The sequence below is a fragment of the Roseobacter sp. EG26 genome (genome assembly GCF_049830555.1).
Taxonomy (GTDB): Bacteria; Pseudomonadota; Alphaproteobacteria; order Rhodobacterales; family Rhodobacteraceae; genus Roseobacter.
This window is the reverse complement of the sequence record NZ_JBNBLH010000001.1, coordinates 1101125-1126263: the sequence shown is the minus strand read 5'-3', so window position 1 is coordinate 1126263 and position 25139 is coordinate 1101125. Positions and strand designations below refer to the sequence as shown.

Annotated in this window: 23 protein-coding genes and 1 tRNA gene; 11 read left to right on the top strand and 13 right to left on the bottom strand. The window is 56.3% G+C overall.

Going from position 1 to position 25139, the window contains the following annotated elements; translation table 11 throughout:
- Positions 1-7: 7 nt before the first annotated feature.
- Positions 8-1378, bottom strand: coding sequence for a class II 3-deoxy-7-phosphoheptulonate synthase (locus ACOTTU_RS05530; RefSeq protein ID WP_425656385.1), 1371 nt, complete (start codon positions 1376-1378; stop codon positions 8-10).
- Between the two features lie 192 nt (positions 1379-1570).
- Between ACOTTU_RS05530 and ACOTTU_RS05525 the strand changes: the two genes are divergently transcribed.
- The gene (locus ACOTTU_RS05525) at positions 1571-2575 is read left to right on the top strand and encodes a GlxA family transcriptional regulator (protein ID WP_298918386.1); all 1005 of its coding nucleotides are present in this window, start codon (positions 1571-1573) and stop codon (positions 2573-2575) included.
- A 3-nt stretch (positions 2576-2578) separates the two neighbouring features.
- On the opposite strand, the gene ACOTTU_RS05520 is transcribed toward ACOTTU_RS05525, so the two are convergent.
- The gene (locus tag ACOTTU_RS05520) at positions 2579-3619 is read right to left on the bottom strand and encodes a PQQ-dependent sugar dehydrogenase (RefSeq protein WP_425656383.1); all 1041 of its coding nucleotides are present in this window, start codon (positions 3617-3619) and stop codon (positions 2579-2581) included.
- A gap of 214 nt (positions 3620-3833) precedes the next feature.
- Here ACOTTU_RS05520 and ACOTTU_RS05515 point away from each other — a divergent pair, with 214 nt between their 5' ends.
- The 6 genes from ACOTTU_RS05515 (at position 3834) to ACOTTU_RS05490 (ending at position 9467) form a co-directional block, all read left to right on the top strand.
- Entirely contained in the window at positions 3834-5024 is a 1191-nt protein-coding gene (locus ACOTTU_RS05515; protein ID WP_298918381.1) for an ABC transporter substrate-binding protein, read from the top strand.
- A 94-nt stretch (positions 5025-5118) separates the two neighbouring features.
- Entirely contained in the window at positions 5119-5901 is a 783-nt protein-coding gene (locus tag ACOTTU_RS05510) for an ABC transporter ATP-binding protein (protein ID WP_425656380.1), read from the top strand.
- Positions 5898-6722: an ABC transporter ATP-binding protein gene (locus ACOTTU_RS05505; protein ID WP_425656378.1), complete on the top strand. Its 825-nt coding sequence runs from the start codon at positions 5898-5900 to the stop codon at positions 6720-6722. Before ACOTTU_RS05510 ends, ACOTTU_RS05505 begins: the two co-directional genes overlap by 4 nt.
- Before the next feature lie 26 nt (positions 6723-6748).
- Positions 6749-7156 (top strand): hypothetical protein, encoded by a 408-nt coding sequence (locus ACOTTU_RS05500; protein WP_425656376.1) that lies wholly within the window; start codon positions 6749-6751, stop codon positions 7154-7156.
- Complete coding sequence (locus ACOTTU_RS05495) at positions 7156-8166, top strand: branched-chain amino acid ABC transporter permease (protein ID WP_425656374.1); 1011 nt, start codon at positions 7156-7158, stop codon at positions 8164-8166. The genes ACOTTU_RS05500 and ACOTTU_RS05495 overlap by 1 nt, the downstream gene beginning before the upstream one ends.
- Positions 8163-9467, top strand: coding sequence for an ABC transporter permease subunit (locus ACOTTU_RS05490; RefSeq protein WP_425656372.1), 1305 nt, complete (start codon positions 8163-8165; stop codon positions 9465-9467). Before ACOTTU_RS05495 ends, ACOTTU_RS05490 begins: the two co-directional genes overlap by 4 nt.
- Before the next feature lie 21 nt (positions 9468-9488).
- On the opposite strand, the gene ACOTTU_RS05485 is transcribed toward ACOTTU_RS05490, so the two are convergent.
- Positions 9489-11036, bottom strand: a complete 1548-nt coding sequence (locus tag ACOTTU_RS05485) for a helicase HerA-like domain-containing protein (RefSeq protein ID WP_425656370.1) — start codon at positions 11034-11036, stop codon at positions 9489-9491.
- Between the two features lie 422 nt (positions 11037-11458).
- Between ACOTTU_RS05485 and ACOTTU_RS05480 the strand changes: the two genes are divergently transcribed.
- Positions 11459-12082 carry an invasion associated locus B family protein gene (locus ACOTTU_RS05480; RefSeq protein WP_425656369.1) on the top strand — a complete coding sequence of 208 codons (624 nt, stop codon included), beginning with the start codon at positions 11459-11461 and terminating at the stop codon, positions 12080-12082.
- Between the two features lie 53 nt (positions 12083-12135).
- On the opposite strand, the gene ACOTTU_RS05475 is transcribed toward ACOTTU_RS05480, so the two are convergent.
- From ACOTTU_RS05475 to ACOTTU_RS05460, 4 genes are read right to left on the bottom strand one after another with little or no spacing between them, the layout of a single operon-like run.
- Positions 12136-13344 carry a beta-ketoacyl-[acyl-carrier-protein] synthase family protein gene (locus ACOTTU_RS05475; RefSeq protein WP_425656367.1) on the bottom strand — a complete coding sequence of 403 codons (1209 nt, stop codon included), beginning with the start codon at positions 13342-13344 and terminating at the stop codon, positions 12136-12138.
- 6 nt (positions 13345-13350) lie between these two features.
- Positions 13351-13608 carry an acyl carrier protein gene (locus tag ACOTTU_RS05470; protein WP_425656365.1) on the bottom strand — a complete coding sequence of 86 codons (258 nt, stop codon included), beginning with the start codon at positions 13606-13608 and terminating at the stop codon, positions 13351-13353.
- A 33-nt stretch (positions 13609-13641) separates the two neighbouring features.
- A complete protein-coding gene (lpxD, locus tag ACOTTU_RS05465; protein WP_425656363.1) occupies positions 13642-14742 on the bottom strand; it encodes a UDP-3-O-(3-hydroxymyristoyl)glucosamine N-acyltransferase in 1101 nt (366 codons plus the stop codon).
- Positions 14743-14773: 31 nt separating this feature from the next.
- Entirely contained in the window at positions 14774-16387 is a 1614-nt protein-coding gene (locus ACOTTU_RS05460) for a L,D-transpeptidase family protein (RefSeq protein WP_425656361.1), read from the bottom strand.
- A gap of 311 nt (positions 16388-16698) precedes the next feature.
- On the opposite strand from ACOTTU_RS05460, the gene ACOTTU_RS05455 reads away from it, so the two are divergent.
- Positions 16699-17268: a YcbK family protein gene (locus tag ACOTTU_RS05455; RefSeq protein WP_298918351.1), complete on the top strand. Its 570-nt coding sequence runs from the start codon at positions 16699-16701 to the stop codon at positions 17266-17268.
- Positions 17269-17502: 234 nt separating this feature from the next.
- Here the strand turns inward: ACOTTU_RS05455 and ACOTTU_RS05450 are convergent, their stop codons facing one another.
- From ACOTTU_RS05450 to ACOTTU_RS05430, 5 genes are all read right to left on the bottom strand, one after another.
- Complete coding sequence (locus ACOTTU_RS05450; RefSeq protein ID WP_425656360.1) at positions 17503-17937, bottom strand: hypothetical protein; 435 nt, start codon at positions 17935-17937, stop codon at positions 17503-17505.
- Positions 17934-19997, bottom strand: a complete 2064-nt coding sequence (locus tag ACOTTU_RS05445) for a glycosyltransferase (RefSeq protein WP_425656359.1) — start codon at positions 19995-19997, stop codon at positions 17934-17936. The genes ACOTTU_RS05450 and ACOTTU_RS05445 overlap by 4 nt, the downstream gene beginning before the upstream one ends.
- Positions 19994-21049, bottom strand: coding sequence for a hypothetical protein (locus tag ACOTTU_RS05440; RefSeq protein WP_425656358.1), 1056 nt, complete (start codon positions 21047-21049; stop codon positions 19994-19996). The genes ACOTTU_RS05445 and ACOTTU_RS05440 overlap by 4 nt, the downstream gene beginning before the upstream one ends.
- Positions 21050-21071: 22 nt before the next feature.
- Positions 21072-21344 carry a hypothetical protein gene (locus ACOTTU_RS05435; protein ID WP_425656356.1) on the bottom strand — a complete coding sequence of 91 codons (273 nt, stop codon included), beginning with the start codon at positions 21342-21344 and terminating at the stop codon, positions 21072-21074.
- Positions 21345-21460: 116 nt separating this feature from the next.
- Positions 21461-23140 (bottom strand): hypothetical protein, encoded by a 1680-nt coding sequence (locus ACOTTU_RS05430; protein ID WP_425656354.1) that lies wholly within the window; start codon positions 23138-23140, stop codon positions 21461-21463.
- 254 nt (positions 23141-23394) lie between these two features.
- On the opposite strand from ACOTTU_RS05430, the gene ACOTTU_RS05425 reads away from it, so the two are divergent.
- Together ACOTTU_RS05425 and ACOTTU_RS05420 are read left to right on the top strand one after the other, a co-directional pair.
- Positions 23395-24360: a radical SAM protein gene (locus tag ACOTTU_RS05425; protein WP_425656352.1), complete on the top strand. Its 966-nt coding sequence runs from the start codon at positions 23395-23397 to the stop codon at positions 24358-24360.
- A 176-nt stretch (positions 24361-24536) separates the two neighbouring features.
- Positions 24537-24613: transfer RNA gene (locus ACOTTU_RS05420), tRNA-Arg, on the top strand.
- Positions 24614-24655: 42 nt separating this feature from the next.
- Here ACOTTU_RS05420 and ACOTTU_RS05415 read toward each other — a convergent pair.
- A complete protein-coding gene (locus ACOTTU_RS05415) occupies positions 24656-25135 on the bottom strand; it encodes a hypothetical protein (protein ID WP_298918331.1) in 480 nt (159 codons plus the stop codon).
- Positions 25136-25139: the final 4 nt, after the last annotated feature.

The following is a 25139-nucleotide window of genomic DNA, read 5'->3' as shown; positions in this document are numbered from 1 at the left end:
TTGACGGTCAACCGGCCGCTTTATCGCGATGCGTGCCGCGCCGGTTTGACAATTCATCCGCCACGAGGAAAGCAAGTTCCAGAGACTGGCTTGCATTCAGACGCGGGTCGCAGGCTGTGTGATAGCGATCTGACAGGTCTTCATCGCTGACGGCGCGTACACCACCGGTGCATTCGGTCACGTCTTGCCCGGTCATCTCGAAATGCACACCGCCCGGCACGGTGCCTTCCGCGGCATGTACACCAAAGAATTCGCGCACTTCACGCAGCACGGAATCAAATGGGCGGGTTTTGTAGCCGGTTGATGACTTGATCGTATTGCCATGCATCGCATCACAAACCCAGGTCACCTTGGCCCCCTCTTCGCCCACAGCCTTGATCAGACGTGGCAGGTGTTCTCCAACTGAACCCGCACCGAAGCGCGCGATCAGTGTCAAACGCCCTTCCTCGTTGTTCGGGTTCAGTTTCGCCATCAGCGCCTTGAGGTCGTCCGACGTCATGGACGGCCCTGCCTTCAGGCCAATCGGGTTCTGAACACCACTTGCGAATTCCACATGTGCGCCATCCGGTTGACGTGTGCGATCGCCGATCCAGATCATGTGGCCCGATCCCGCCAGCCATTTGCCGGTCGTACTGTCCACGCGGGTCAGCGCTTCTTCGTACTCCAGCAACAGCGATTCGTGGCTGGTGTAGAACTCGACCGTCTGCAAGGTATGCGCAGTATCCGGCGTGACGCCCGCTGCCGACATGAAATCCAGCGTGTCGGAAATGCGGTTGGCGATCTCGCGGTAGCGTTCGACCTTTTCGCTTTCGGTAAAGCCCAGCGTCCAGGCATGCACCTGATGCACATCGGCATAACCACCCGTCGAAAACGCGCGGATCAGGTTCAGTGTCGCGGCGGCCTGCGTATAGGCGCGCAGCATCTTTTCAGGATCAGGGATGCGGGCTTTCGCGGTGAAATCCAGCTCGTTGATGATGTCGCCACGGTAGCTCGGCAGTTCCACGCCTTCCACGGTCTCGGTTGGCGCGGAGCGTGGTTTGGCGAATTGGCCCGCCATGCGACCAACCTTGATCACCGGCACCTTGGCTCCATGGGTCAGCACAATCGCCATCTGCAACATCACTTTGAACGTGTCGCGGATCGCGTCGGAACTGAACTGGTCAAAGCTCTCGGCGCAATCACCGCCCTGAAGCAAGAACGCCTCCCCCCGGCCAGCAGCGCCAAGACGCTCTTTCAGACGCCGGGCCTCCCCGGCAAAAACCAGAAGCGGAAAACGGGCAAGCTGGGCCTCAACTGCTTCCAATGCGGCCTGATCCGGATAATCCGGCATCTGGATCCGCGGTTTGGCGCGCCAGCTTGATTTTGTCCATTCGCTCATCTTTTCAACTCCGGGTTGGGCTCGCAGTCCTGCGAGCGCTCACATCACAGCGCTCTCTATACAAAAGCCTGCGGGGAGAGACCATATCACAAATTCGTCCTCTTGACGTCGCATTCCGACCGTGACCAAGTGACTTTATTCGCGCCATGCCCTGACCGGTCGCGCATCGAAATATAAGATCAAGAGTCGGCCATGTCCCAGATGCAATCAGCCACGCGGAATGACCCGCCCGCAGATAAGCCCAAGCGCTTCGTTTTCGTGCTGCTCGATAACTTTACGCTGCTATGTTTTTCGGCTGCAGTTGAAAGCCTCAGAATTGCAAATCGCATGGCGAACAAAACCCTCTACGAATGGCGTATCGTCGGCGAAGGCGGCGATATCGTGCATTGTTCAGCTGGCAGCGGGTTCAAGCTCGACAGCGATCTTGTCGATTTGAACCGTGATGACACCGTGATGATTTGCGGCGGCATTGATGTTCAGGCCGCGACCACCAAGAAGGTGCTGGGCTGGATACGTCGTGAAGCCCGCAAGGGGTTGCTGGTGGGGGGGCTTTGCACGGCGGCACATACATTGGCCAAAGCCGGATTGCTCGATGGCAAGCGCGCCACCATTCACTGGGAAAATCAGGACAGCTTCGCGGAGGAATTTCCCGAAGTGGATCTGACGAAATCGGTATTTGTCGTGGATGGCAATCGGCTGACAACTGCGGGCGGGACATCCTCCATCGACCTTATGCTGAAACTGATCGCGGACCAACAAGGTGAAGAGCTTGCCAATATGGTCGCGGATCAGTTGATCTATGCCTCGATACGCACCGATCAGGATACCCAGCGACTGAGCGTGCCCACGCGCATCGGTGTGCGGCATCCCAAGCTCAGCAAGGTCATCCAGATGATGGAAGGCAACATCGAAGAACCCATAAGCCCCTCTATTCTGGCCAAGAACGTGGGCATGAGCACCCGTCAGCTGGAGCGCCTCTTCCGGCGCTATCTCAATCGCTCGCCCAAGCGCTACTATATGGAGCTGCGATTGCAAAAGGCGCGCAACCTGTTGATGCAGACCGATATGAGCGTGATCAATGTGGCACTGGCCTGCGGGTTCGCGTCCCCCAGCCATTTTTCGAAATGCTACCGTTCACATTATGACACGACGCCCTATCGCGAACGCGGCAGCCATGCCGCGCGCCTGTCGATCTGACGCTTAGCCCCTGGACATGCGATAAACCGCGCCGTTTCCGACGGAAATAAACCAGATGCTGCCATCAGGGGCTTCGATCACGTCGCGCACTCGGTCCGTTGCCTGTGTCTTGATCTGCGCGATTTCTGCTGCCTGCGTGCCGTTGACCTCCAGTCTGGCAATGTAGTCGAACTTGAGCGATCCCACGAATATGTCGCCACGCCACTCGGGAAACATCGCGCCCTGATAGACAAGCAGGCCGGACGGTGCGATTGACGGATCCCAGTAATGGGCGGGCTGCTCCAGACCCGGCTTGCGCGTCCCTTCACCAATTTTCGCCCCCGAATAGTGCCGCCCATAGGAGATGACTGGCCATCCGAAATTGGCCCCTTTCCGGATGAAGTTCACTTCATCACCTCCTCTTGCCCCATGTTCCGACGTCCAGAGCCGACCTTGCCCATCAAGGCCTGCCCCCTGCGGATTGCGGTGTCCGAAAGACCAGATTTCCGGCAAAACACTGGGCTGTCCGACGAATGGATTGTCCGAGGGCACCGATCCATCTCTGTTGACCCGCACGATGGAGCCGTTGTGAACCGATCGATCCTGCGCGGCAGGACGGTCGCCGCGATCGCCAATGGTCAGATACAACGTTCCATCATTTGCCTCGACAACCCGGCTGCCAAAATGCCGACCGCCCGAAGAGCCCGGGGCCATGACAAAAATATCGCGTAAGTCTTCCAACTGGCTGGCGTTTTCTGGCAAGCGCGCGATGGCAAGCGCTGTCCCCGACCCGCTACGTTGAGGCTTGGAGTAGGTGAGGAAAACCTCGCGACTGGTCTCGAAATCGCGCGGCAAAGTGATGTCCAGCAATCCCCCCTGGCCCCGGTCTGTGACCTTGGGGAGACCTCCGATCTCATGAACCTTTCCACCACGTACATGCAGCAGCCGGCCCTCTTTTTCAGTGATCAGCACCGATGCATCCGGCAGCAAAGCGATCCCCCAGGGTTGATCCAGTCCGGAAATCATGCGCGTGATCTGCACCTCAGCTGCCGCAGGCGTGATCATTCGTATCGTTATGATAAGAAAAAAGAATGTTATCGCTAAACGCATCGTTTCACCTCTCTCCTGAATGTAAAATAGATCGGATAACGGGTATTTCACGCTCATTTTTGTGTGACAGAGCCGTGAGCACAGCGGCGCGGTTCAAAAGTGCTTTTCATTTGAAGAGCTGACGCCTAATCTGCCCCCCGAACGTCAAGTTCCAATATGGGAGATAACAATGAAAAAGATGCTTTTGGCCACCACGGCCGCAGCACTTGTGGCGACCTCCGCGCTGGCGGGTGGTCATGCAAAGGAAGTAAAACTGGGCATTCTCATCGGTTTCACGGGACCGATTGAATCACTGACCGGCCCGATGGCCGCTGGCGCTGAGCTGGCGATGACCGAAGCCACCGAAAGCGGCAAACTGCTGGATGCCGCCAAAGTCACGCCGATCCGCGCTGATACCGGGTGCATCGACAACGGTCTGAGCACATCAAACGGCGAACGTCTGGTTGCCGAAGGGATCAACGGCCTGATCGGTGGCGACTGTTCCGGCGTGACCGGCGCGATCCTGCAAAACGTGGCCATCCCGAACGGCATGGTGATGATTTCACCCTCCGCCACGTCACCCGGGCTCAGCACGGTAGAAGACAATGATCTGTTCTTCCGCACCGCACCGTCTGACGCGCGTGAAGGTCAGGTGATGGCGGAAATCCTGCAAGAGCGTGGCGTGAAATCCATTGCCTTGACCTACACCAACAACGATTACGGCAAAGGTCTCGCGGATGCGATTGAAAGCAACTTCAAGGCGGCTGGTGGTGAAGTGACCATCGTCGCGGCACATGAAGACGGCAAGGCCGACTATTCTGCTGAAATTGGCGCGCTGGCCTCTGCCGGTGGCGATTTGCTGGTGGTTGCGGGTTATCTCGATCAGGGTGGCCTGGGCATTATCAATGCGGCATTGGACACCGGCGCGTGGGATACATTCGGTCTGCCCGGCGGCATGATCGGTGACAGCCTGCCCGAGAACGTGGGTCCGGCGCTGAACGGCTCATACGGGCAAATCGCGGGCTCCGGTGGTGAAGGGATCGAAAAGCTGGTGGCGCTTGCGGGTGACGCTTTTGATGCAACGTCGCCCTACACGCCTGAAAGCTATGATGCAGCGGCGCTCTTCATGCTGGCCATGCAAGCGGCTGACAGCACTGATCCTGCGGATTACGGCTCCAAAATTCTCGAAGTGGCCAACGCACCGGGAGAAAAAATCTACCCCGGCGAATTGGGCAAAGCCTTCGACATTATCCGCAGCGGTGGTGATGTGGACTATGTCGGCGCATCAGCGGTTGAACTGATCGGCCCCGGTGAATCTGCCGGCACATACCGCATGATCGAAGTGAAAGAGGGTAAAAACGAGACCATTGGGTTCAAGTAATTTGCCCGATTGACCATTGAACAGCCCGGAGCCTCGTGTTCCGGGCTGTTCCAACATCTAAAGCGCCGCAAAGACGCGCTGACGGGGAAAACACATGATCGTCGTGGACGACCTTCACAAACACTTCGGCGGCTTTCACGCTGTTGATGGCGCCTCTCTGGAAATCGAACAGGGATCCATTACCGGTTTGATTGGCCCCAACGGCGCTGGAAAAACAACCCTTTTCAATGTGATAGCGGGCGTACTTCAACCCACATCGGGAAAAGTGACCATGGCGAGCGAAGATATCACGGGTCTGCCCCCGCATACGCTCTTTCACAAGGGGCTGCTGCGAACTTTCCAGATCGCCCATGAATTTGCCTCCATGACATGTCGCGAAAACCTGATGATGGTGCCCGGTTCGCAGTCGGGAGAAACACTCTGGAACACATGGTTCGGGCGCAAACGCATCGCGGATGAAGAACGCGCCCTGCGCGCCAAGGCGGACGAAGTGTTGGAGTTCCTGACCGTGGAACATCTGGCCGATCACAAGGCGGGTCAGATCTCCGGTGGTCAGAAAAAACTGCTCGAACTGGGCCGTACAATGATGGTGGACGCCAAGATCGTCTTCCTTGACGAGGTCGGCGCGGGCGTGAACCGCACTCTGCTCAATACCATCGGTGACGCGATCATCCGTCTCAATCAGGAACGCGGCTATACTTTCGTGGTGATCGAACATGACATGGATTTCATCGGCCGCCTGTGTGATCCGGTGATCTGCATGGCCGAAGGCAAGGTGCTGGCGCAGGGAACGCTCGACGAGATCAAGGCCAATGAGCAGGTGATCGAAGCCTATCTGGGCACCGGCTTGAAGAATAAAGAGAAAGTCGGCGCATGAGCAGCGATCCCTATAGCGACCGCGGCAACAAGGACCTGTCTCTGGGCAATCCCAAGGGTATGGGCACGGCCACACCTGTCCAACCGGGCGGCAAGGCCTATCCGGCGGCGGGCGGCCCTTTTTTGATCGGTGAAAACATGACTGGCGGCTATGGGGCCGGTCCCGATATTCTGCACGACTGCACCATCGCGGTGGATCGCGGCGAAATCGCCGTGATCGTCGGACCCAACGGGGCGGGTAAATCCACCGGCATGAAGGCGGTCTTTGGCATGCTGAACCTGCGCGAGGGCCATGTAAAACTGGACGGCGAGGACATCACCCAACTGTCGCCGCAGGACCGCGTGGCCAGGGGCATGGGCTTCGTGCCGCAGACCTCGAACATCTTCACCTCGATGACCGTCGAGGAAAACCTTGAGATGGGCGCGTTCATTCGCACCGACGACATCTCCAGCACCATGGCGCAGATTTACGACCTGTTCCCGATCTTGAAGGAAAAGCGGTTGCAGGCAGCGGGGGAGTTGTCAGGCGGGCAACGCCAGCAGGTCGCCGTGGGTCGGGCGCTGATGACGCAGCCCAAAGTGCTGATGCTGGACGAGCCGACCGCCGGGGTCAGCCCCATCGTGATGGACGAGCTTTTTGACCGGATCATCGAGGTGGCGCGCACGGGCATCCCGATCCTGATGGTCGAGCAAAACGCACGCCAAGCGCTGGAGATCGCCGACAAGGGCTATGTGCTGGTGCAGGGGCGCAATGCGTACACGGGGACAGGCAAGGAACTGCTGAACGACCCCGAAGTCCGCAAATCGTTTTTGGGGGGGTGAGGTCGTTGATTTTACCCAATATGCTCTTGAGTAGTTTGCTGCTTGCGACGCCCGTATCAGCGACTGAATATTCCTGCCAGACTGAGACTTTTTGCGCCTGTCAGGAAGCGCTAGGATGCAATAGCATAGATGAATATCTGCACAAAAATCCAACAGAGATATGTCGCAGTGACAGTCGGGTGTTCGAAGCAACGGTGCATGGGCGAAAGATCATTCTGAACGGAGAAGAATTGAGAATTACTTTCAAAGAAGCCCGTCCTTACTTCAACGACTTTGATTGGTATCAGGCGGGTGCTACCGATGATCGTGGGCTCATTAATCTAACTTTTGACAACGAGGGCCTCCAGACTGACTTCGAAATACGGCAAATGGTACGAGGGTCCGTCAATGACCACATTTGGAAGTTAGCAGGAAATTGTAAGGTGCTTGGCTGATGGATTTTCTCAACGCCATTGTGGCGCTTTCAAACTTCGTGATCATCCCGGCGATGTCCTATGGCGCGCAGCTGGCGCTCGGCGCGTTGGGGGTGACGCTGATCTACGGCATCTTGAGGTTTTCGAACTTTGCCCATGGCGACACCATGGCCTTTGGTGCGATGGTCACGGTTCTGGTGACCTGGCTATTCCAAAGTTGGGGCATTTCGCTGGGCCCCCTGCCAACCGCCTTGCTCGCCCTGCCCTTCGGCATTCTGGGGTGCATGGCGCTGGTGCTGACCACAGACCGGATCGTCTACCGGTTTTACCGAGCGCAAAAGGCCAAACCGGTTATTTTCGTGATCGTATCGCTTGGCGTGACTTTCATCTTGAACGGGCTGGTACGATTCATCATCGGGCCGGATGATCAGCGGTTTCTGGACGGCGAACGCTTCATCATCTCCGCCCGGACCTTCAAGGAAATGACCGGGTTGCGTGAGGGTTTGGCCTTCAAAACCACCCAAGGGATTACCATCCTGACCGCCGTGATCGTGGTGGCCCTGCTCTTTTGGTTTCTCAATCGAACGCGCACCGGCAAATCCATGCGGGCCTATTCCGACAACGAAGATCTGGCGCTGCTGTCGGGTATCAACCCCGAGCGCGTGGTGATGATCACCTGGCTGATCGTGGCGGGACTGGCGACCATTGCGGGTGTGCTTTACGGGCTCGACAAGAGCTTCAAACCCTTCACCTATTTCCAGCTTCTGCTGCCGATCTTTGCCAGCGCCATCGTGGGCGGGCTTGGTAATCCGCTGGGGGCCATTGCGGGCGGCTTCGTCATCGCCTTTTCTGAAGTCACTGTGACCTATGCCTGGAAGAAGGTCGCAACCTATGTGCTGCCCGAAAGCATGGCGCCTGACACGCTGGTGCAACTGATGTCGACAGATTACAAACTGGCAGTGAGCTTCGTCATTCTACTGATTGTCCTGCTGGTCAAACCCACCGGCCTTTTTGCGGGGAAAGCGGTATGACCTCGGCCATGAAAAACACTCTCCTTTTCGCAGCCGTCTTCGCGATGATCCCGGTGATCGCCCATTTCCAGGGCTGGAATGCGGCACTTTTCGTGCTGAACATGGGGCTGATTTCCGCGATCATGGCGCTTGGCGTGAACCTGCAATGGGGGTTTGCGGGCCTCTTTAACGTCGGCATCATGGGGTTTGTTGCCCTGGGCGGTCTGGCTGCGGTGTTGGTCGGCATGCCCGCGACACCGGGCGCTTGGCAGGCGGGTGGCTTTGGCATTATCGGCGCCTTGCTGATGGGTGCGGCCACCATTGTCATCGCGATTGTCGTCGCCGGACGTATGGCAAAGGGGTGGCTGCGCAGCCTTGTGGTTCTGGCGATCCTCGTCGCGGGGTTCATGATCTACCGGGGTCTTTTCGACCCGTCGGTCGAAGCGGTTGAGGCGATTGAGCCGGCACTGACCGGGTATCTCGGCGGTCTGGGCCTGCCGGTGATCATTGCCTGGCCAGTAGGCGGGCTGCTCGCTGCCGGTGCCGCCTGGATCATCGGGAAAACCGCATTGGGGCTGCGCTCTGACTATCTGGCCATTGCCACTTTGGGCATTGCAGAGATCATCATCGCCATTCTCAAGAACGAAGACTGGCTGTCGCGCGGCGTGAAAAACGTGGTGGGTGTGCCCCGCCCGGTTCCCTATGAAATAGACTTGCAGAACAATACGGGCTTTGTCGAGCGTGCCGCCGGTTTCGGCTTTGACGCGGTGACGGCCTCCACCATCTATGTAAAACTGCTCTACTGTGGACTATTCGCCTTTGTGCTGGTGCTGCTGTTGTGGATGGCGCAGATGGCGCTCAATAGCCCCTGGGGCCGGATGATGCGGGCGATCCGCGACAATGAGGTGGCCGCCGAGGCCATGGGCAAGGACGTGACGGCGCGCCATCTTCAGGTCTTTGTTCTGGGATCGGCGATTTGCGGTATCGCAGGGGCCATGCTGACCACGCTCGACGGTCAACTCACGCCCGGCACCTATCAACCGCTGCGGTTTACCTTCCTGATCTGGGTCATGGTGATTGTCGGCGGCTCCGGCAACAACCTTGGTGCCGTTTTGGGCGGCATGCTGATCTACCTGATGTGGGACAAGGGTGAATCCATTGGTCTGGAGGTGATGGAATGGATCACCGCCGGTCTCGCAGATGGCAGCGCCCTGAAGGCACATCTGATCGCCTCAGCAGCACATATGCGCCTGCTGACCATCGGGGTGCTGCTGCTGCTGGTCCTGCGGTTCAGTCCGCGCGGCTTGATCCCTGAAAAATGACCCTGATCCTGTCGGGCACCCTTAACGGCCCTTGAACAATCCGCCCAGGATGCCCCGCACGATGCGACGTCCTGTTGTGCCTTGCAACTCCTTGATGACGGCTGTGGCCACAGCGCCGCCGAGGCTCTGGGATTGCCGCGTCTTGCCACGCCGGGACGTGGAGCGCGCCACGCGCCCGCCCGTGTAGCGGCGTGCGGCGTTGAATTCGCGCAATTGCGGTGATCCTTCTTCGGCTTCTTCTTCGGCCTTGGCCGCTTCTACTGCAGCATCCTCCGCGCGTTTTTTCAGGATTTCGTAAGCCGAGCTGCGGTCCACGGGTGCGTCGTATTTCCCGGACATATCGGAGGCCGCCATCACCTCCGCCCGCTCTTTCTTGCTGATGGGGCCCAGTTGCGACGAGGGCGGGCGGATCAAGGTCCGTTCGACAATGCCCGGCACGCCCTTGCGTTGCAGCATGGAGGTGACCGCTTCGCCCACACCCACCTCGCGAATGGCTTCTTCGGTGTTGAATGCCGGGTTTTCGCGGTAAGTTTCGGCCGCCATGCGCAACTCCTTGCGATCCTTGGCCGTAAAAGCGCGCAGGGCGTGCTGAATACGATTGCCCAGCTGACCCAGAATATCATCCGGCACATCTGCGGGATTTTGCGTGATAAAATAGACCCCCACGCCTTTGGAGCGGATCAGTCGCGCCACCTGTTCTACCTTGTCCACCAGTGCCTTGGGGGCATCGTCAAAGAGCAGATGGGCCTCATCGAAGAAAAACACCAGCTTGGGTTTGTCGGGGTCTCCCACTTCGGGCAGTTCCTCGAATAGCTCCGACAGCAGCCACAGCAGAAACGTTGCATAGAGCCCGGGCGAGGCCATCAATTTATCCGCCGCCAGAATATTGATCTCGCCGCGCCCCTGGGCATCGCACCGCATCAGATCGGACAGCGCCAGCGCCGGCTCGCCAAAAAGGCCTGTGCCCCCCTGGTTTTCCAGAACCAGCAACCGCCGCTGAATGGCCCCGATGGAGGCTGAGGAGACATTGCCATAACGCAGGGAAAGCGCCTTGGCATTCTCCCCGATCCAGACCAGCAGGGATTGCAGATCCTTCAGATCAAGCAGCGGCAGCCCTTCTTCGTCGGCCAGTCGAAACGCGATGTTGAGAATGCCTTCCTGCGCTTCAGTCAGTTCCAACAGTCGTGCCAACAACAGCGGGCCCATTTCGGAAACGGTGGTGCGCACGGGATGACCCTGTTCCCCAAGAAGGTCCCAAAAAGTGACCGGAAAGGCCTCGTAGATGTAATCGGTGAACCCGATCTGCGTGGCACGTTCGGTAAAAGGCCCATGCAGCTTGTGTGTCTCGGTGCCCGCCTTGGCAAGGCCCGACAGATCGCCCTTCACATCGGACAAAAACACCGGCACGCCTGCCTTGGAAAATCCTTCCGCAAGGATTTGCAGGGTCACGGTCTTGCCGGTTCCGGTGGCCCCGGCGACCAGCCCATGGCGGTTTGCGTAACCCAAACTCAGGTGCTGTTTCACGCCATAATCCGGCCCGCCGCCGCCAATAAAGATGTCTGATGTCACGCAAGTCTTCCTTTAATCACAAACTCATTTGCCGAGCATACGATGTTAACCTTTGCACGTCATAGTCAAATCGCTCAGCCGCCGGATTTGTCCTTTCCGGTCTGGGCATCCTCCCTGTCAGACTGGCCGTGCCGTTTTCGGTACGGCCTTTTTTTACTCTCAACATAAATTTGATCAGCAAGTGGATAAATCTTCGGTGTTTTAGGTTGACGTCAACTGCGTCGTTTCGTAGCTTCCCTGCAATAAGTCGGCCAGTCCGACGGGGAGAAGACTAATTGGGAAGGGGATGCGGTGAGCATCCCTTTTTCTTTTTGAGAATATGCCAAATATTTTAATGTTCTGGAGCGGTTTTGCCGATCTCGGGACTGACACCCAATTACGGGCATGGTACACCCTGAAAAAGCAATAAAATCGGAGCGAACATGCCCAAGTATACTTCTATGTTGACGCGCAGTTTTGTGGTGGCTTTGCCCTTGGTTGCGGCGTCCTCTTTTGCCTTTGCCCAATCCGACGAGACCGAAGAGCAACCGGCTGAAGCCCCAGGCATCGAAAATGAATTGAGCCTGGGCGAAGTGGAGCCGGAAGGTCCGAAGGTTGGCGAGACCTATGTGACCGAAAAATTCGACGACTGGAGCCTGCGCTGTGTAAAGGTTGAGAGTGGCGACGACCCTTGCCAGATGTATCAATTGCTGGCGGATGGTGAAGGGGCACCCATTTCCGAATTCACCCTTTTCCGGTTGCCGGAAGGCGGTCAGGCCAAGGCCGGTGCAACCGTGATCGTGCCGCTTGAAACCTCCCTTGGTCAGCAACTGGCGATCAAGATTGATGAAAAACCGACAAAAAGATATCCCTTCGCCTTTTGTAACAACATCGGTTGCTACGCGCGGATCGGATTGACCGAAGAGGATGTCGAGAGCTTCAAAAAAGGCGTTGAGGCAACCTTGACGATTGTTCCGATCGTGGCACCCGATCAGAAGGTCGATATCGTCCTCTCCCTTAAGGGGTTTACGGCGGGCTTTGAAAAGGTTTCGGTGATCCAGCAATAACGGAAAACGGTGATCGTAAACGCAGCCGCGCCTTTCGGGGCGCGGTTTTTTTGTCAAATGGCGCGCAGGGCCAGCACAGCGTTCATGCCGCCAAACGCAAAGGCATTGGACAGGGCCACTTTGACCTTTGCTTTGCGGGCTTCATTTGGCACCACGTCAAGCGCGCATTCAGGATCAGGTTCTTCGTAACCGATTGTGGGTGCAATCACGCCGTTACGCAGCGCCATGATACAGGCAAGAAGTTCCACAGCACCGGTGCCGCCGATCAGATGGCCATGCATGGATTTCGTTGAACTGATCATCAGCTTGTCCGCATGCGGTCCGAAAACATCGGCGACGGCCGCGCATTCAGTCTTGTCGTTGGCAGCAGTGCCCGTGCCATGCGCGTTGATGTAGCCGACCTCGTCGCGGTTGATCCCGGCATCTGCAAGCGCCCCGGCCATTGCCCGGGCTGCCCCGCTTTTTGAAGGCATGACGATGTCGCTGGCGTCAGATGACATGGCAAAGCCCGAGACTTCACACAGAATGTCGGCGCCGCGCGCACGGGCGTGTTCATATTCTTCAAAGACAAAAACGCCCGCGCCTTCGCCCTGCACCATACCGTTGCGATTGGCCGAAAAGGGCCTGCAGGCATCACGGCTCATGACGCGCAATCCTTCCCAAGCTTTGACACCGCCAAAGCACAACATGCTTTCCGACCCTCCCGTGATCATCGCTGGTGACATGCCGGAACGGACCATGCTGAAAGCCTGCGCCATGGCATGATTTGACGACGCGCAAGCGGTTGAGACGGTGAAGGACGGACCTTTCAGATTGTGCTCCATGCTGACATGGGACGCCGCAGCGTTATTCATCAGTTTGGGTACGACAAACGGATGCACCCGGTTTTTGCCATCCTCGTAAACCGAGCGATAGTTGTCGTCCCAGGTGCTGACCCCTCCCCCGGCGGTGCCCAGAACCACGCCGCATTTGGCGGCAAGATCGCCGCTGAAGCTGAGACCGGATTGATCAATGGCCTCTTTCGCGGCCGCCAGGGTGAATTGCGTAAACCGGTCGTAAAGGGACATCTGCTGGCGGTTGTAGCGCCCTTCTGCCTCAAAACCCCGTACCTGCCCGCCGATCTGGATCGACAGGCGTTCGACGTCACGCAGCTCCAAAGCACCGATGCCGCAGGTTCCCGCCTGCATGGCCGCCATGGTTGATTTCACGTCATGACCAAGCGCATTGATCGTGCCAGCACCGGTAATAACCACACGTTTCATGGGCGACTAGCTCTGTTCTTTTTGGAGACGCTCGATACCCGCGATAATGGAGGCCACGGTTGATATGTCAAAATCGGACGATTGCGGGTCATTCGCGTTAAAGGGCACGCTGATGTCGAATTCTTCCTCAATGGAAAAAATACTTTCGACCAGACCCAGACTGTCTATTCCAAGATCTTCCAAAGTGCTGTTCAGCGTGACCTCGGCGGGATCAAGCACAGCCTGTTCCGCAATGATGGCGATGACTTTGTCCTTGGTGCTCACGTGCCTATTCCTTTCACGCTGCTCGCCTAGGATTTAGTCCTTTGCATCCGATTTGAAAACCGCTTTCTGCAAGGCAGCGATATCACGGACAAGCCGGGGCAGTCGCCTCTGAATCTTGTAGGTTTCAATGTGAGTGTCCATCTTCACCGCCGGATACCCCAGCACTGTGCGTCCCGCCGGGACATTGGACAGCAGTTTACTACCGCCGCCTGCGATCACGCCATCACCGATAAAGATATTGTCGCTGACCCCTACCTGTCCGCCCAGAACGACATTATTGCCAACCTTTACCGACCCTGCCAACCCGACATGCCCGCACAAGAGGCAATCGTCGCCAATGACGCAGTTGTGGCCAACCTGAACGAGGTTGTCGATCTTGGTGCGGTTGCCGATCTTCGTGTCGCGAATGGTGCCACAATCGATGGTGCAGTTGGAGCCAACTTCCACATCATCACCGAGCGTGACCGCCCCCAGACTGTGGATGCGTGCCCAGGCCTGCCCTTTGGAGTCGCGCTGATCACCCAGGGTAGCGCGGGCGGTTTCTACTGACGAAGGCTCTGGCGTGGTATAGGAAAACCCATCGCCGCCGATCCGCGCACCAGGCTGCGCCATAAAGCGATCCCCGATTTTCACGCGCGCGCCGATTGACACATGTTCGCGCAGAAAAGCGTCCGCGCCCATCTCGACGTCCCAACCGATAAAACACTGCGGACCGATAATGCTGCCAGCTCCGATCTTCGCGCCAGCGGAGATCACTGCGAGCGGCCCAACGCTCACCCCTTCGCCCAATTCTGCCGAAGGGTCGACCACCGCACTCGGGTGAATTCCCGCCCCGTAACCCTGCCCGCGATCCAGCAACCTCGTAAGGCCAGACATGGCATAACGCGGCCGTCTGGGAATAATCGCTGCCTTCAGGCCTAGGGCTTGCCAGTCGGCGCCGTCCCAAAGCAGTGCTACCTTGGCATGGCCATCAGCGAGTGTTTCCGCATAGGACGCATTTGTCGCCATTGCGATGTCATTGGGACCAGCCGATCCGGGTTCCGCCGCGTGTTCAACACGCAAAGACGTGTCCCCGTGGGCATCAGCACCAATTGCAGCAGCGATGTCCTTGACGCTATGACCGACGGTTTTCATGTCTTTTGCCCTCTATCATCAGGGGCATGATTTAACCTTGAACGGCCCGCATTGCTACCCCCGCTTTGGCCAAGGCTTTCCAAATCCTGGCGTCACGACCATAGATGTCACGGCGGAATTGCGTGCGGCCCTTGTTGTCCACAAAGGCGGTGCGATAGATGATGTGAACGGGCACAGGTTGCTTGAGGTTCACCTGTTGTTCCGTGCCTGTGGCTAATTTCGCCTGAAACAAGCCCTTGGGATCATTTGTCTGCTTGGACAGCAGCGCGTAGGCAAAGTCAAACGGATCGGCCAGTCGAATACAGCCGTGGCTGTAGGCGCGGGTTTCGCGGCCAAAGAGGTTTTTCGCAGGCGTGTCGTGCAAATAGATGTTATGCGGATTTGGGAACATGAATTTCACAAGTCCCAAAGCGTTGCCCCGGCTTGGCGGCTGACGCATGGCAAAGGGGAAAGTTCGCTCCGTGAACTGCGTGAAATCCACAGCAGAGCGGTCAACCCGACGCCCCTTGCTGTCGGTAATTTCAATATGGTTCACCGCATTCGGGTCTTTCTGCAACTCAGGCAGGTATTCCTTGGTCACGATGGATCGAGGCACATACCAGCTGGGATTGATGACCATAAATTCCATGACGTCGGAAAATTCAGGCGATTGACGATCAGACTTCCGCGCACCAATGACCGAGCGGGTTTCGAAGGTGACCTTCCCGTTGTCGATGATCTTTGCCGTGAAATCCGTCAGGTTGACTTCGACGTGACGACGCCCGCGGTCCTGATTGAGCCAGCGTTCACGCTCCATGGCAACGATCACGGACTGTAGGCGGGTTTGCACCGAGGTATTGATCTCTGTCATCGTGCCGGGCCCTGCGACGCCGTCCTGTGCCAGTCCGTGAGCCCGCTGAAATTGCTGTACGGCCTTGGTCATATTGGCATCGTAGGTCTTGCCCGCGTTGCGCTTGAGATATCCCATCCGTACCAGGCGATCACGCAGGGCGATCACAGCATTTCCGGAGGCACCGGGTTTCAAGGTCTTGGAAGGCACCTGAGGGCCCCAGCCTCCCTTTGCAAGCAATCGTTCAAGACGCAGCTTTTCTTTCATCAGCGCGGAATATTCCGTGGTTTTCGGCGCCAGCGCACGAAAGAAACCCTTTGGCGAGGACTTCTTGAAGTTGACGAGATATGAGGTGCGATCCCTGTAGGGCACTTTGCGTACAATTGCTTTGTCGATACGGCTGGGGATCAGCACACCTGTTTGGATGTCGCGCGCGTATTGCAAAAACACTCTGCTGATTTCCACTTCCAGCAATCCCAGATCACGGGGCGTGCGCGCCGCCTTCATCTTCGCCTGAAGACCTTCAACGTCGTATCTTGCAGCTGGCAGCCCGTGGTTGCCCGCGGATTTCAGCGCCTGTATGAGCGCGGAGCGGCGATTACGGTCACGGCCCTTGCCGGTCCATATCCCCTCATAGGCATTGGATTGATAGAATGCGGCAATGTCTTTGTCCCGCGCGGCAGCCTCGGCAACGGCCTGTTTGAAAGCGGTGACCTGTGCCCGGACGGGCGTTGGTATCGACAATGATGAGACGACAAGTAGAAGGCTTGCTAGAAATATGGCAAGGGTGCGATGGCGCAGTACCAAAGACGGCATAGGGATCCCCACTCAGCAAATAAACAAAAAGTCTTGGTTTTTTGCCGGTCCAGCCGCGCGATGTCCAATAACAATTGGTAAATCGGTCAAGGAAAACTGAACGTGATGCATGCATGCATCGCAGCAAGTCCGTTTTTCGGGGCATGCACAGAATTGGCGGGATTTTGCCTAAAATTGGACCAAAATAGGCGTTCTGACTTTCAGGACTTGGTTAACAATCGGCGCTATGACATACCAATGTTGCATCTGGGGAAGAGATGACACCCTCGTGTAACATCACGGGTAAAGGCAGAATACGGGGCAATGACCACATGACGATCGACAGCTCAACGGGTATGACCCGGCGTGCGCTACTGGGTGCATTCGCAGCAACGACAATTACGGCAGCACCAACATTTGCAAATGCAGCAGGATTTCTGCGCGGTGGTGGCGACATCAGGCGCATACGAATGTACTCCGGGCGAACAGGCGAGCGCATCGACATGATCTACTGGGTCGAAGGCAAGTACATCAAGGAATCCATAAAAGAAATCAACCACTTCATGAGGGATTGGCGCACCGATGGTGTGAAGTCCATGGATTTGCGGACGATTGACATTATGTCGGCGGCTCACAACCTTCTTGATGTCAATGAACCCTACATGTTGCTGTCGGGCTATCGCAGCCCGCAAACCAACGCGATGCTGCGGTCGCGCAGTCGCTCTGTTGCCAAGAATTCTCTGCACATGAAGGGCCAAGCCGCAGACCTGCGCCTGTCTACCAGATCGGTTGGACAAATTGCTCGTGCAGCTCAAGCCTGCCGGGGTGGCGGTGTTGGTAAATACTCGAGGTCGAATTTCGTCCATATGGACTGTGGTGTGGTGCGAACCTGGGGTCGCTAAGTTGAGATTTATCGATCATTGACGGGCAAAGATGCGGCATTGGAGCCGCATTTTTTTGTCGAATTGTCTGGATTTCATCGCCGCAGCGCCGGTTGGGTTTTTCGCTTGCGGATCGATCCATGTCTCAACTGTGGTGTGACAACTCGCAATTCCTACCTTCTGTAATCGTTTCGTAACTTTTACCTTCGTATTCAGCGGCTTTATGCCACCTGTCACGAAATCTGACCCAAATCATCATCGCAGCTTCTCGATATCCTTTGCCTCAATGATCATTGCCAGATTCCAGAACCGCCTGATCTGCTCTTCGCTCGCTTCGCGCTGAATATCGTTGCATCCAGCGACATGCTCGATCCGAAATCCAAACCGCTGAAATTCAGACGTGCTGATGTAGGTCAAGAAGATCGGGATGATCTGACGTTCTACGGCCATCGCCGCCAGCCGTGCCGCAACGACATGCGGATTTGCCAGCGGTTCGCGAAGCCGAATACCGATACACGAATGCCGTTCCTCCAACAAACTCCACAGCTTGTAGCTGGCCGGAAATCCCGGATCGCCGTTGGCGGCGGGTTCTGCGCGATCGGTGGGATCAAAAATCAAAGGATCCAAAGCCAAAGGCGCTTGCGGCGACAGATTGGTCAGAAGCGCTTGATATTCTTCGCATAGAGTCATTGGCTACCTCCCTGCTCGATCAATGTTGCGGCTGCCTGGTTACCGAGTGCTGGGAGCACCTCGTCGCCAAGCGCCTTGCGCAGATTTTCTACTTTATCCCCCTCCAGAAATGCAAAAACCTCCCGTTCCAATGTCAACAAATCTGTTTCCGCGACCAATGCCGCCAATCCTCTGTCAGCGGCAGCGCGCGCGCGTCGTTCCTGATCATCCAGATAGGGCGCTGACTGTGGGATCAGGATGGCGGGCACCTGGGCATAGAGCAACTCGTGAAACGAATTGTACCCAACGGCGGAAACGGTGAGATCTGCCGCCTGACAAAGTGCGAGCGTCTGAGACGTCTGGACAACGTGACTGTTTTTCCAGCCGTATAATCCGCTCGAAATTCTTGCGTTTGGCCATGCCACAATCAAATGCAAACAGTTCGGTCGCTGTTCGAACAGGCTGCACAACAACTGTGTTTGTGACGTTCGATCCGATGCCACGCCTCCGCCCAACATGGTCACCGCCAAGGTATCAACCGTCTGATCGAATTCCACGCTCAGCCGATCGCGCAGATTTTGTCGGTCCTCATTGGTCATGGTCGTCTGACGAACGATTGGCCCAACCTTCTCCACCCGTGGGCAGGTCGAGTAATCAGCGTTCAATTCCGCAAAAGCCTCTTGCGGGACGATAATTTGTGAAAAGGCGCGTTCGCGTTCTAAAGCAGTCGGATTGATCTGTCCGGGGCGCCAGAGCCCGCGACGTATCCAGACCGCCGACAATTGGCGGGACAGGATGGTTCTGTACACAGAATCAAATACATAGCCGCCATCGAAAACAAGGCGATCACCCGCTCGAAGCAGATTGCGCAGCCTCAGGGAGTTCACCAGGTCAGCGGCATATTCATCGGTGTGATGCGCACTGCGCGAGATCATCGGGACACATTCAAAGCCACGATTTTCCAACATGTCGATACAGCTTGGAAATGCCGCAAAACGACGGTTCAGTTCGTTTGGCATCGCCTCAGCAATGAGCGCACATCGCTGCGCATGACCCAAGCCGTTGCCGTTTGTCGGGAAAAAGATGATCTGGGAGGGCCTTGGCGTGGACACTTCCGATGTCGCCGTGATCTCAAGATCGCGTTCCAAAACGGTCAAATCAAATTGCTTCAGCCAAGTGCTTTGCAGGGTCCGGTGACCAATTTCCAATCTGTTCCGGGTCACCACTTCATGAAGATATGAGGAGAACACAGATATGTCCTCTGGCCCTTTGATAACAGGTGCCCCGGTATTCGCGAAACCTGAAGACGTTGTGCAATCAATGACGACTTTGCCAGCACCCATTGCGGCCATGGTCAGCGCGGCCATGCGTTCACCCGGCACATTTGTCCCAAAAAAGGCGATGACATCTACAAAGTTCACGATGTCTGCGGGCGGAAGTTCACTGTATCCGAAAACCGAAAGCTCGGCATGTCGGGATCGTCTGATCAAATCTTTGCCCTTGGCGTTGGTCAGCACATGCAATTCAAGTGTCGGGCTAAAGCTTGTTGCAGCAAGTGCGTTGAGCGCGTTTTGATCCTCCAAATCATCGCAGGGAACATAGACCAGAACCCTTGAAAGTTTCCCGGCGCTTTGTTCGGGTTCCGCAGCAATGCGCGTGACCAATGGCGTACACGCCCCTTCCAATAGCGCCGGTGTTCGTGGTCCATTCAAATTATGCAACGTCGGATCGCGGCCGGTGGCGTCGGCAATCTTGTTGCGGGCATTGATTTCGCCCTGATAATCCGCGAAACAACCGATCGCCCGGATCGAGACATCGGGGGCGGGATTGAGGCTGCGCAAAATCACTTGGCTTTCCCGCGAGATCGCCTCCGCCCCGATCGCAAGGACCGTGTCAGCGCTGATGTCTTCGGGATCAACGAGAAAAGGCACCGCCTCATATTTTTGCGGCTTTAGCACGTCTTCGGGCATGTATCGGGCATCAATGGTCACATTGTGCCCACAGCTCTCCAGCAGAGCCGCAAACATCAGCAGCGCGTCAAAGTGCTTGGCGGAAACCTCCCCGCTGCATAGCAGGATCATGTTGAAACCTCTGTTTGCGGCATCAGGAACGCGTCAAAGGAACGCCGAAACGCTTGCGACGAGAACTGCTCAAGCTTTTTTTGTCCCGCAAGCACATCATCTTGATAGCGATCCGGATCAATAAGGTAACCTTTCACAATTGCCGTTACATCTGCCGGGCTGGCCCCAATGACCGCCCCGTCAAAGGAGGCAGCGGTATCGACGTCTGAAATCGCAATCTTGCCCGCAGCAACAGCCTCGGCCAAAACCCTCCCGAAGCTTTCCCGCCAGGTGGCAGCAGTAAAATAGACAAAGAAATCAATCTGTTCGAAAAAATGCGCGAGCGACACGCCACCGAATGGATAGAGCGTCCAATGTGTCGGTGTATTGGGTTCACCCAGAAAATTATCTGCGCCCAGAATGGTATTCTGCTTGGCCGTTTGCGGGAAACACAAATCCATCACGTCACGTTGTGGGAACTTTTCGAAACCGGCGCGGGAATGGCGGCCCCGCCGGTCCGTTGGGAACGCGGTCGGTGGATGCCGATCAAATGCGCAGATATTGAACCAGTCCCAATCCAGAACAGACCAGACATCGTAACTTGGATTGGCCAAGAGCCACTGTTCGACGGTTTTGCGGTTCCAGGGCGATATTGGGGCGATGCTGCGTTCCAGAGTAACCGAACAGCGGGCAATCAGATCAAGACATCTGGCGACATCGAAGGCCTCAGCGCCTCCGGGGCGCAAGAAATTTTCATGCGCGACGACGACCAGTCGTTTTGCGATTATGGTCGTATCGAGCGTTTCCTGAAATTTCAAACAGGACGGGTTGTGCAGAATGACGGCGTCCCCGCTGATTTCCCCGGCATCCCAGATTAGAGGGATGTTCAGACGTCTCAGAACGGACGCCAGTTGAGGCGCGACCGGCTGACCGGGAAACATCGCGGTTGAGATGGCGTGCACTTCGACGCGCGCAGTCTGGCTTACGCATTCCAGCTCCGCTGCAACCGCGGATGATGTTCCCCCGGGAAACCTTGGGTCGAGGACATATGCGATTTTAGGGCGCGTGATCATCGGTCCTGAATATCTTTCCGCTTCAATAGATGCTGAGGGTCGCGGTTGGCGGCGCGGACGGGCTTGGCGCGGCGTTGAAAGTGTTCAGCAACCCTCTTTTGGCGTCGTCAACAAACGATCTCAGTTCCACGGCCAAAGGATCATTTCCAGCCGTCAGCTTGGGGTTGGCGACAACATAAGTATAGAGAGCCCGCCAGTCCTTACCCGCGATCAAACTCTCAATCGCTTGTAATTCTTGCAGGGTTACATTGTCTTGAGCATCGCCGGTCGACCCCACAAGAAGAAGCACCGTCACGACCGCTAATAACCTGTTATTCGCCACATCCTTGTTCCGACCGAAAATCAATAATCCAAATCTGCAAATTCAATCTCGCCGCACCGGCCCCCGGCCCACGTTAAACATCCAGGTCATCAAGGACGTGTCGAGCCGAGATGTTCACCCCTTCTGAGGCTGTTCACCAATCTGTCTTTCAAACGTGCTTTGAGAAATGCCTGGCGCTGCGCGTAAGTCGTTTTCGTTTTGGGTTTTGCCGCGGCGGATCTTGTGCCGGCAAACCAAATTTCAATGTGCCCGGATGGTGCCGAGGTCTTGCTGCGCGAGAAATCCCGTGCTTCGCCTCCGATCTCCTGCGCGATGGCCCGCGCAACTTTCTCGTCTGCGCGTTTGTAAAACCGGACATGCGACTTGGAAACTTTGAATTTCACCCGATTGGACGCTTCAATTGGAAACCCCGTTGCCGCCAAAACAGCAAGGCTTCGGCTCAACTCCGGTTCAGAGACGCTTCTTGGCGCATAGGTGACCAAAGCGACCCTGCGAATGTCCGCGCCCTGATCCGCCAACGTCAGCGCCAAGCTCGGCTCGCGGATGAAAGGGCCTTCCACAACTGGCAATGAGCGGGCGAACGCGGGTGCGGCCAATGCGGTGATCGCAGGTCCGGGATCGGGCGCAGGGTTCAAACCTGCAAACTTCAGGCTGGAAGACGTGTCCGATCCGTCAGTTGGCTCCCAATTCTCAATGGCCAATGAGTAGACAGGTTTAGCGATCGGCCCGGGTTCAGCCCAGCTGTTTTGATCCGGTTCGGTTCTCAATAATCTGGGCACTGAACGCACCACCGGTATGCTGCCTTGCGATGCGGGCGCGACGACCGGCAAAACATTAAGCGAAGGTGTGATCATGTCCGAAAAATCGCTTAGCACTTTGATCGGGCTCACTTCAAACAAGACGGGCAAGCCGTCGACATTGGCTTGCTGGTTCAGGCTTTGCAGCGGTGAAACGCCAGCGCGGGTTGGTGTTTCAAATGACGTCAAAATGAATGCGGGTGTCGCATCGAGCTTGGTGGTCAAAGGGGTCGCTTGATCGAAAGCCGCCACGCGTGGCCCCGGAGAGAGCATGCCTCTGGGTGCCAAATCCGGGTGCGATATTCCCGCCAGCGCTGACATTTTTTGAACTGGAGCCTTGATCGCCAGCTCGATAAATCTCGTTGGTGGAGAAGCCGACACATTCACAAGCGGCGTGTTAAGTGCCTGATATGATTGATCATAAACAACAGGTGCTCGGATATCGACCGGATCGGTCGCACCTAGGCGGGTCGCGACATCTGTCACCGAAACCCACCCCAATCCAACCACGGCTCCAAGGCTCAGAATCATTCCGAAGCCCAGTCCAAAAAAGCAGGCAAAGCCGACAGCAGCGATCCGGGAAAGCGACAAACGTGAGGATTGCCGTGGTTCTGGAGGTTTGGCCGCTAAGGGCTCCTGAGGTTCCAACAGGGCAAATCTTGCGGCCTTTGCTGCCCGGGCATCTGCCCTGGCGACGTCTTCCGGCGTTTTGGCCATGCGTCGGGGATCGGGTTTGGTAATCGGGACGGATGCTCTCTCCGAACTTTTCTCTGGTTCGAAAAACGCCGGGCGCTTCACCTTGGGCCGGCTATCAGACTTCCCCTTTGCCGCCAGAATTTTCTGGCGTTTCAAGCGCGCTTCGGCAAGCCGTTCTTCGAGGTCTGACGGAATTTGCGCAGTGTCGGCACGCACCGCACTTGAGGCAGATTTCTGCGAATTCTCGAATGCCTCTCGCTCGGTAAAATCCGACATACTCACAGCCCCCCCCGGACTGCATTAAACTAGTGATCAAACGAATCCTTAGAAATATGTTATAATTTTATACAAAATCGAACATTTTTGCAAAGTCCCAGACGCACGGGAGCGCGACATGCCTGTGTGGCGGATCGCGTGCAATCCATTTAGTCTTTGGCTGCATCATCAGCCCGATGTAGGTTGGAGGTCATGGTGAGGTTTAGACTTTCAACAGTCGCCGTCACCAGGCAACCCTGATCGGGGAAATTGGAATGGATGGCACGCGGCAAAATACAACTCCATATGTGCGGATTGACCATTCCAATCCGCAACATGCGCGCACGGTTCTGGTGGATTGGATGTTGGGCAACGCGTGCAGCTATGCCTGTAGCTATTGCCCCAAAAACTTGCACGATGGGTCGATACGCTGGCAAAAAACCGATGATGTGCTCGACCTCTATCGCCAAATGAAGGGTCACTATGTGGATCGGTTGGATAAATGCGTCTGGCTGCAATTCACCGGTGGCGAACCCACGATGCATCCACGTATCATTGATCTTCTTCGCGCCGCTTCCGCAATGGGCTTCCGGGTAAGCCTGATTAGCAATGCTTCTAGAACCGTTCGTTTCTGGCACAAAATTCGTGACAATCTCGATAGCGTCATTTTGACCTACCACAATGAATTTGCAACTCTGGACCACTTCGTCGAAGTGGGAAATCTGCTCATTGATCAGATGAACGTGCACATCAATGTGACCATGCACCCTGACCGCTTCGATCGGACCTATGAAGAAGCAAAAGCCTTGCGAGCCGCGTTACCGACGGCAACGATCACATTGAAACCCTTGCGAGTTGGTTTTGAATCGGAGCTATATGAATACACCCCCGATCAGCGCAACAGGCTTAGCAAGGGGGTGCCAACCAGTATCCGTTCGACCTCTATCACCCCGCGCTCTACGATGCAGGCATCAACACCTGAGGGCGGTCAGGATACCCTGCGCGCAAATGACTTCATTCTGCGGGGCATCAACAACTGGCGGGGGTTTAAATGCAATATCGGTCTGGAATCTCTGCGCATTAAGGGCTCTGGAGAGGTTTTGCGCGCAGTTTGCGGTGTCGGTGGTCGCATAGGTCACCTTGGCAGCGCTGTCGCACTACCCGACCAAGCCATCCAGTGCACCAAAGCCTCCTGTGCATGTGTTGCTGATATTCTGACAACCAAAGCCAGAATTGGCTAGGTTTGCGTCCTGTTTGCCAAGGTGCCGAAAATTCAATGGGCCGCGGTTTGGTAAGGCACCTCTGATGTGCCGCTTTCGCCGCAACTAAAACTTCATGGCGCAGCTGGCCGTTTTGACGTTGCGAGGGCGAGACAGCCAAGTTATACCGCGCTGAGACGCGATCGACACGTCGGTACGCACCCATAGCTCAGCTGGATAGAGCGCCGCCCTCCGAAGGCGGAGGTCTCAGGTTCGAATCCTGATGGGTGCGCCATTTTTCGCTTTTCAGCCTCAATTCAAGCGCTTTACCGGTCGCTTAAGGACCGGTACGTTTGTGATAGACGTTGCTGCGCACAACACATGTCGTGCCTGACATACCCATGGTCTGCGCAAGGTTCTGTGGGAAATCAACCGTCAGATCAGCAATCTGATTGATCTTATCTGGTGCCAAGACAACGATGATCGACTTTGAGACTACGGTCAGTGTACCAAAGCTGGTCTGCTGGACGTCGCTGAAAATGCCTTCCCAGACATCAGTTGAAATCTTGCGCCACGTGAACTTCGGGTCGTTACCTTTCAGTGCGACGGGATCAAAAGGCGCTGGAAATTCAATTTGCTGGCCCGCATAGCCCGGTTGCGCGCCCTTCATTTGGTCAGCAACCTGGGCCGGGCAACCTGTTTGTCCGTCAAAAACAACCTGCCCTGCCCAGGTGCCGGACTGTGGTTGAACATCTGCAAAGGCAACCTGAGGCACACAAAAAGATGCGCCCAGATAAATGAGGAATCGAAGTTTCATGGAT